The organism is Nocardia mexicana NBRC 108244 (genome assembly GCF_001613165.1).
Lineage (GTDB): Bacteria > Actinomycetota > Actinomycetes > Mycobacteriales > Mycobacteriaceae > Nocardia > Nocardia mexicana.
In genome coordinates, this window is record NZ_BDBV01000111.1 from 39,512 (window position 1) to 45,511 (window position 6,000).

Below are 6,000 nucleotides of genomic sequence, written 5' to 3' on the forward strand. Positions count from 1 at the left end.
CCGGTGAGCCCCGGAGGTGCCGGATCTCCGATTCGCGGGGACTACCGGCACCCTCCGGTCGCGTGGCGCACGGCGGTTTCGCAGACGGTGCGGGACCGGTCCACCGCCAGGGCCAGCGCGTCGGGGTCCGCGCGCAGGTCGGCGACGATCCGGTCGATCTCGGTGAGTCCGGCACGGGCGAGCAGTGCCTTCTCGTTGGTCGGCCATTCGCCCCGGGCGGCGAGGACGGCGTGTGCGCTCTGGGCGGCGGCCTGTGCGATCAGTCCCGCGCACAGGGCCGTCCCGCCGCGCGGGGCGTGATTGGCGTGCGCGTAGGTGAAGGCCAGTTGGGCGATACCCCACCAGACGCCCGGTGCGTCGGCGCGCAGGGCCTTCGGATACTCCAGAGTGTCGTTCCAGTCCCGAAGACCGGGCCCGCTGTCGTTGCTGGCGCTCGGGGGCGGGATCGGCGAAGATCGGCGGATGACATCCGAGCCGACGGACGTGCTGCAGCGTTTTCCGGAGATCGAGCCCTACGCCAACGGCCTGCTCGATGTCGGGGAGGGTAACCGAATCTATTGGGAGACAAGCGGAAACCCGGACGGTAAGCCGGCACTGGTGGTGCACGGCGGTCCGGGGTCGGGCGGGTCTCGCGGATCGCGGCGGACATTCGACCCGGACGTGTATCGCATCGTGCTGTTCGATCAGCGCGGCTGCGGCCGGAGCGTGCCTCATGCGTCGGACCCCGCCGTCGGTCTGGCGGCCAACACCACCGACCACCTGATCGCCGATATGGAGCGGCTGCGCGAACACCTGGGCATCGACCGCTGGCTGCTGTACGGCGGGTCGTGGGGATCGACCCTGATCCTCGCCTACGCGCAGCGATATCCGCAGCGGGTCGCCGAGATCGTGCTGGTCGGGGTGACGATGACCCGCTGGGAGGAGGTCGACTGGCTGTACCACGGTCTCGCCCGGCTGCTGCCGGAGGCGTGGGACGCGTTTCGCGACGGAGTCCCGCCCGCGGAGCGCGACGGAAATCTGGTGGACGCCTACGCGCGGCTGGTCAACGACCCGGACACTGACGTGCGCATGCGCGCCGCCCGCGACTGGTGTGCCTGGGAGGACGCCGTCATCGCGCACGAAAACCTCGGCAGCCCAGGGCAATACAGCGCGAAACCCGACGCCGATATGCTCGCGATGGTCCGGATCTGCACGCACTACTTCGCCAACGCCGCCTGGCTCGCCGACGACCAGCTGCTTCGCGACGCGGACCGGCTGGCGGGCATCCCCGGCGTCCTCATTCACGGCCGCCTCGATCTGTCCGGCCCGCTGGGTACGGCGTGGGAGCTGGCGAAGGTGTGGCCCGATGCCCGGCTGTGGATCATCGACGATTCCGGCCACACCGGCAGTCCCGCCATGGAGCAGGCCGTGCTGCGCGCTGTCCGCGACTTCGGGACTCGGTAGGAAGTCTGCGGCGCACCGCGCAGCGGCGGCGCACTAGAGTTGCGGATGTCCGGGAGTTCCGGGTACCCACCAGGAGGAATCATGGAATCGAACTCACTGCTGGGCAGGGCCGTGCGGGGATTCAACGCCGGGGTGGTCGCCCTGACCGAAGCGCCCGTGGTCGGCCCGCTCATGGGCAAGAGCTTCGTGCAGATCACCTACGTCGGGCGCAAGTCGGGCAAGACCTTCAGCACGCCCGTGAACTACCGGCGGGTGGACGGCGAGCTGGTCATCGGCGTCGCCATGCCGGACAAGAAGTCCTGGTGGCGCAATTTCCTCGGCGAGGGCGGCCCGATCACCCTGCACCTCGAGGGCGCCGACCGCACCGGCCACGCGGTCGCCAAGCGCGACGAACGCGGCCGCGTCACCGTGCGAGTACGCCTCGACGAGACGAACTGACGCACCGAAACCCCTTGTGACGGCGCCCCAACCGCCGCGTGCGCCGTTGGTGAGTTGTCCTCGCCGAGCTGCGCCGCCCCGGCTTCGGGCTTAAAGTTGTTGGTGCGCAAGGTAGTTGCATCGACGGTCGAGGGGAACCGGGCACAGTGCCCGCGCGGGGCGGACACCTGCCGTGGACATGGTTGTTCCTGATTCGATCGTGGTGGGATGGATTTCGGTTGCGCTAGGCGTGGTCGAATTCGTGATCGCGCACCCCGTGGTGAAAGGCGTCGAGTTCGTCCTGGTCGAAGACGAGTTCGACGCCCACCACGGGTTGCGGTGTGGCGGCGCGGAAGACGTAGTGGCCGTCCTCGCGGCGGGTGACCGCGAGCGGCGACCGATGCGTCACGGTGCCGCGCACACCGGCCTGGAACGTGTCGAACTGTTCATCGGTGAACAGCAGCAACTCATCCGCGGGTAGCGCGGTGGCGGGGGTGGTGCGATCGGTGGCGCGCTTGTCGTCCCACACCGCGGTCCAGCCGTCCCTGCGCGCGATGCGCACGCAGTTCTGGTTGGGCGAGCTGTAGCTCGCCTTGCGGAATTCACCCGCGGTAAAGGTAGGTAGCAGCGTCATTGGTGGTGCCTTTCTACAGAGTAAAGCTGCAGCCACGCGAAAACGAAGCGCCGCGCGACTGCGGTGTACCTATGGCTTGTAGCCAACCGCGGCGAAATTACACGGCCGTGCCGGATCTCGCGGATCCACCGGTCGCTCCGGCCGCCAGTCCGGGGCGTACACGAGCCCCGGCGCGATCATCTCGAAACCGTCGTAGAAGGCGGCGAAATCGTCGCGACTGCGCACGTTCACCGGGTCGGATGTCTCCTTGTACAGGTCGGCGGCCGCGGCGATGCGCTGTTTGAGCTCGTCCGAGGCGTCGTCGAGTGAGACGTGGCTCATAGCCACGTAGCTGCCCGAGGGCAACCGGTCGCGCAGTTGCGCCATCAGCTCGTAGGGCCGGTCGCTGTCGGGGACGAACGGCCACACGCTGACGATCAGCAGCCCGATCGGCTGATCGAAGTCGATCAGGCGGCGGGTGTCGGGATGGTCGAGGATCAGCTCGGGCACGCGCAGATCGGCCTCGACGACGGCGGTGCTGCCGAGCGCGCGCTGCTGCTGCAGCAACTCGTGCGCGCGGTTGACCGCCTCCATGTCGTTGTCGACGTACACCACCCGAGCATCGGCCGCCATGGACCGGCTCACCTCGTGGGTGTTGCCGACCGTCGGCAGTCCCGAGCCGATGTCGAGGAACTGCCGAATGCCCTGCGCCACCATGTATCTGACGGCGCGCTGCAGGAATTCGCGGTTGTGATGGGCCCAGGCGTCGGCATACGGGAAGATCTGGAAGATGCGTTCGCCGAAGATCTTGTCGACGTCGAATACCGCCTCGCCGGACAGGTAGTAGTGATACATCCGGGCCGCGGACGGTCGGCTGGCATCGATCTCGCGGGACTCGAAGTCGTTGGCGCTCATGGGACCCCCATCGATCCTGGTTGAAACTGATGACCCGTCAGGTGAACGTCTTGCGGCGGAACGAGCGCGCGACGTGCTCGATGAACGTCCGGGAATCCTCTACCCCCAGCGCCGCGGCTGACAACCGCGACCACACCGCCTCGCGCGCGGTGACGGCGGGCTTGTCGTCGATGTAGCGAATATCGCCCTGGCTCTCCACGATTGCCATGTCCAGGTCGCCGGCCGCGCCCGGCGAGGGCACCCGGATCAGGGTGAACCGGTCCTCCATGCCCGCGCCGTGGGTGGTGACGGTGAACGGCAGCACCTGCAGCAGGATGTTGGGCCGCCGGGACAGCGTCAGCAGATGTTCGAGCTGTTCGACCATGACCGCCCGGCCGCCGTACTCGCGGCGCAGGCAGGATTCGGAGAGGATCGCGCGGAATTCCGGTGACTGCGATTCGGTCAGGATCTGCTGTCTGGCCAGCCGTGCCTGCACCGAATCCTCGACCGTGACCTGGTCGGGATCGGGCTCGGTGGGATGTTCGGGTTCGTGCAGGGCGCGAATGTAGGACTCGCACTGGATGAGTCCGGGCATGATCTCGGCCTCGGCGACGCGCAGCAGGCTGGCGTGGGCCTCCAGATCGACCAGCAGGCGGAGTTCTTCGATGTAGGCGCGGCGGTAGCCGCTGTTCCAGAAGCCGCGCTTGTGGTTGTCGCGGCGCAATTCCTTGAGGGTGTCGAGATAGCCGGTATCGGTGAAGCCGAGCTCGGTGGCCAGCCGCTCCAGATCGCCCACGGTGATGGAGCTGGCGCCGTTGGTGAGCATGGCGATGCGGCTCTGGCTGGTCTCGATGATCTTGGCCGCCTCGTTCTGGCTGAGGCCCGCCGTATTGATCATGTGCTCGATCTCGCGGCCCAGCAGGAGTTTCCGCGCCGTGCGTAATCGCGTACCCATGATGATCGGCGTGCGGCGGAGCCGATACGCCCTGAACCCCTTCCGCCCCAACCTCTTTCATTAACGTGATAATCACGCTAACATCTATCACGTTAAGAGTATCACAGTTTCAGTATGTAGCGGGCGTCGTCGGCGGTACTCGGCAGCGTCTCGGCGGAGGGGGAGTCGCATGACGACTACCACGCGAAGGTGTTCCGCGCCTTGCCATTTGGGCGAGGAGCGGGGATGCCGCGACCTGGACGGAGGGCTGACCGACGCCCTCGCGCGCCGGATTCTCAGCGCGGAGCACACGGTGTCGTGTGCGCAGTGGCTGGCGGCGGTGGCATACCTGTCTGCCGGGCTGGACGACGACTAGTCATGCCCGAAGGCCGGAGTTCGTCGTGATGGGGTTGGCTGCCGTCGTGGTGGTGTGTGGTGCGGTGATCGCGCTCTCGGCGGCCGCGCTGTGGCAGGGTTTCCGTCCGCCGCAGCGTGATTCGGCCGAATCCGATGATGCGCGAGGGGCGCCCGCCCCCGGAGGAGACACAATGGACGTGTCCGTATGGCCGATCGGCTGGCCGCACGAGGCGCCGGAGGAGCCGATGTCGGTGAGCGATGCGCATCTGGCGATGCAGCGACACCGTGGCTGTCGGCGCGAGGAGTGCCCGCGCAAGCGTGCGGCGTACCAGACCCTGGTGGAAGAGGGCCGGCTGAAACCCGATTCCGGGCGGGTGCACTAGAGTTCGTTCTTGGGATCGGTCACAAACCCGGCGCGTCGTCGTTCGGAGGTTTGTGTCAACCGCAGTGGAGTGCTCGTATTCGTCGCGTGTCCCAGATACTTTCGGTGCTGCGAAGGGACGCGGTGGACGGAGGAGCGCTATGCGAAGCAACGATTCCGGCAACGCCGATTCCCCGGACGACTCCGGCGAATCCGGAAACCAGCGGCACCCGGTCCCGGAAAGCGATTGGGGCACAGGGGGATCGGATCCTACCGCGGTCATGCGACTGGGTTTCGAACTCGCGATCGTGCTGCTCGACGCCACCGAGGCGGCGGCGACGCAGGCGCTGCACCGGCTCGAGGACGCGGCCGCCGACTGGGCCCGCGACGGCGTGCCGATAGATACGGTCCAGCACGCGATTCACTGCGGCGTCAAGGTGAGCCTGGACCGGATCGATCCGTCCGGGGGCCGCGGCCGTTCGGATCCGCTGGCCGACCGGGCCTTTCTGGTCGACATCCTCGACGTACTGACCTCGACGGTCTCGCGGGCGTACGTCGCCGCGATCCAGCACCGGCCCGGCTGGTAGCCCTCAGTCGCCGTAGCTGCGGGCGACGAGTGCGGAGCGGAGGTACCAGAGTCCGCTGGCCTGGGTGGGGTCGAAGCCGGTGAGTTGGCCGATGCGTTTGAGTCGGTAGTCGACGGTGTTGGTGTGGACGTGGAGTAGGCGTGCGGTGCGTTGGCGGTTGAGGTTGTGGGCGATGTGGGTTTGGAGGGTGTCGAGGAGTTCGGGGTGGTGGTCGAGGGGGTCGAGGAGGGAGCCGAGGTATTCGCGTCCGGGGCCGGGGCGGGTGAGTTGGTATTCGAGGGCGAGGTCGTCGAATCGGTAGAGGGCGGGTTCGGAGTGCAGGCGGGCGACCATGTCGAGGAGTTGGTGGGCTTGGTCGGCGGCGGTGGGGATGGTGTCGGTTCCGGCGGTGACG

Annotated in this window: 9 protein-coding genes; 5 read left to right on the plus strand and 4 right to left on the minus strand. The window is 67.6% G+C overall.

From position 1 onward, the window contains the following. Positions 1–462: 462 nt before the first annotated feature. Together pip and NM1_RS35590 are read left to right on the plus strand one after the other, a co-directional pair. On the plus strand, positions 463–1,443 hold the full coding sequence (gene pip, locus NM1_RS35585; RefSeq protein WP_068030666.1) for a prolyl aminopeptidase: 981 nt from the start codon (positions 463–465) through the stop codon (positions 1,441–1,443). 81 nt (positions 1,444–1,524) lie between these two features. Next, complete coding sequence (locus tag NM1_RS35590; protein ID WP_068030600.1) at positions 1,525–1,881, plus strand: nitroreductase/quinone reductase family protein; 357 nt, start codon at positions 1,525–1,527, stop codon at positions 1,879–1,881. Between the two features lie 223 nt (positions 1,882–2,104). Here NM1_RS35590 and NM1_RS35595 read toward each other — a convergent pair whose 3' ends face one another. The 3 genes from NM1_RS35595 to NM1_RS35605 form a co-directional block, all read right to left on the minus strand. Continuing rightward, entirely contained in the window at positions 2,105–2,494 is a 390-nt protein-coding gene (locus NM1_RS35595) for a DUF397 domain-containing protein (RefSeq protein WP_084520359.1), read from the minus strand. Positions 2,495–2,563: 69 nt separating this feature from the next. Beyond that, positions 2,564–3,388: an SAM-dependent methyltransferase gene (locus NM1_RS35600; protein ID WP_068030608.1), complete on the minus strand. Its 825-nt coding sequence runs from the start codon at positions 3,386–3,388 to the stop codon at positions 2,564–2,566. A 37-nt stretch (positions 3,389–3,425) separates the two neighbouring features. Next, on the minus strand, positions 3,426–4,322 hold the full coding sequence (locus NM1_RS35605) for a helix-turn-helix domain-containing protein (RefSeq protein ID WP_068030611.1): 897 nt from the start codon (positions 4,320–4,322) through the stop codon (positions 3,426–3,428). A 169-nt stretch (positions 4,323–4,491) separates the two neighbouring features. Between NM1_RS35605 and NM1_RS42750 the strand changes: the two genes are divergently transcribed. The 3 genes from NM1_RS42750 to NM1_RS35615 all read left to right on the plus strand — a co-directional run bounded on the left by NM1_RS42750 (position 4,492) and on the right by NM1_RS35615 (position 5,606). Further along, complete coding sequence (locus NM1_RS42750) at positions 4,492–4,677, plus strand: hypothetical protein (RefSeq protein ID WP_147289168.1); 186 nt, start codon at positions 4,492–4,494, stop codon at positions 4,675–4,677. A 25-nt stretch (positions 4,678–4,702) separates the two neighbouring features. Beyond that, a complete protein-coding gene (locus tag NM1_RS44330) occupies positions 4,703–5,041 on the plus strand; it encodes a hypothetical protein (RefSeq protein ID WP_246011768.1) in 339 nt (112 codons plus the stop codon). A 139-nt stretch (positions 5,042–5,180) separates the two neighbouring features. After that, positions 5,181–5,606 carry an RsbRD N-terminal domain-containing protein gene (locus NM1_RS35615; RefSeq protein ID WP_068030617.1) on the plus strand — a complete coding sequence of 142 codons (426 nt, stop codon included), beginning with the start codon at positions 5,181–5,183 and terminating at the stop codon, positions 5,604–5,606. Positions 5,607–5,609: 3 nt separating this feature from the next. Here NM1_RS35615 and NM1_RS35620 read toward each other — a convergent pair. Further along, the coding region (locus tag NM1_RS35620; protein WP_169814380.1) for a PucR family transcriptional regulator at positions 5,610–6,000 on the minus strand (391 nt) is incomplete at its 5' end.

Excerpts from the sequence above, each read along its gene's own strand:
- pip (WP_068030666.1), top strand. The coding sequence starts at position 463 with ATGACATCCGAGCCGACGGACGTGCTGCAGCGTTTTCCGGAGATCGAG.
- NM1_RS35590 (WP_068030600.1), top strand. The coding sequence starts at position 1,525 with ATGGAATCGAACTCACTGCTGGGCAGGGCCGTGCGGGGATTCAACGCC.
- NM1_RS35595 (WP_084520359.1), bottom strand. The coding sequence starts at position 2,494 with ATGACGCTGCTACCTACCTTTACCGCGGGTGAATTCCGCAAGGCGAGC.
- NM1_RS35600 (WP_068030608.1), bottom strand. The coding sequence starts at position 3,388 with ATGAGCGCCAACGACTTCGAGTCCCGCGAGATCGATGCCAGCCGACCG.
- NM1_RS35605 (WP_068030611.1), bottom strand. The coding sequence starts at position 4,322 with ATGGGTACGCGATTACGCACGGCGCGGAAACTCCTGCTGGGCCGCGAG.
- NM1_RS42750 (WP_147289168.1), top strand. The coding sequence starts at position 4,492 with ATGACGACTACCACGCGAAGGTGTTCCGCGCCTTGCCATTTGGGCGAG.
- NM1_RS35615 (WP_068030617.1), top strand. The coding sequence starts at position 5,181 with ATGCGAAGCAACGATTCCGGCAACGCCGATTCCCCGGACGACTCCGGC.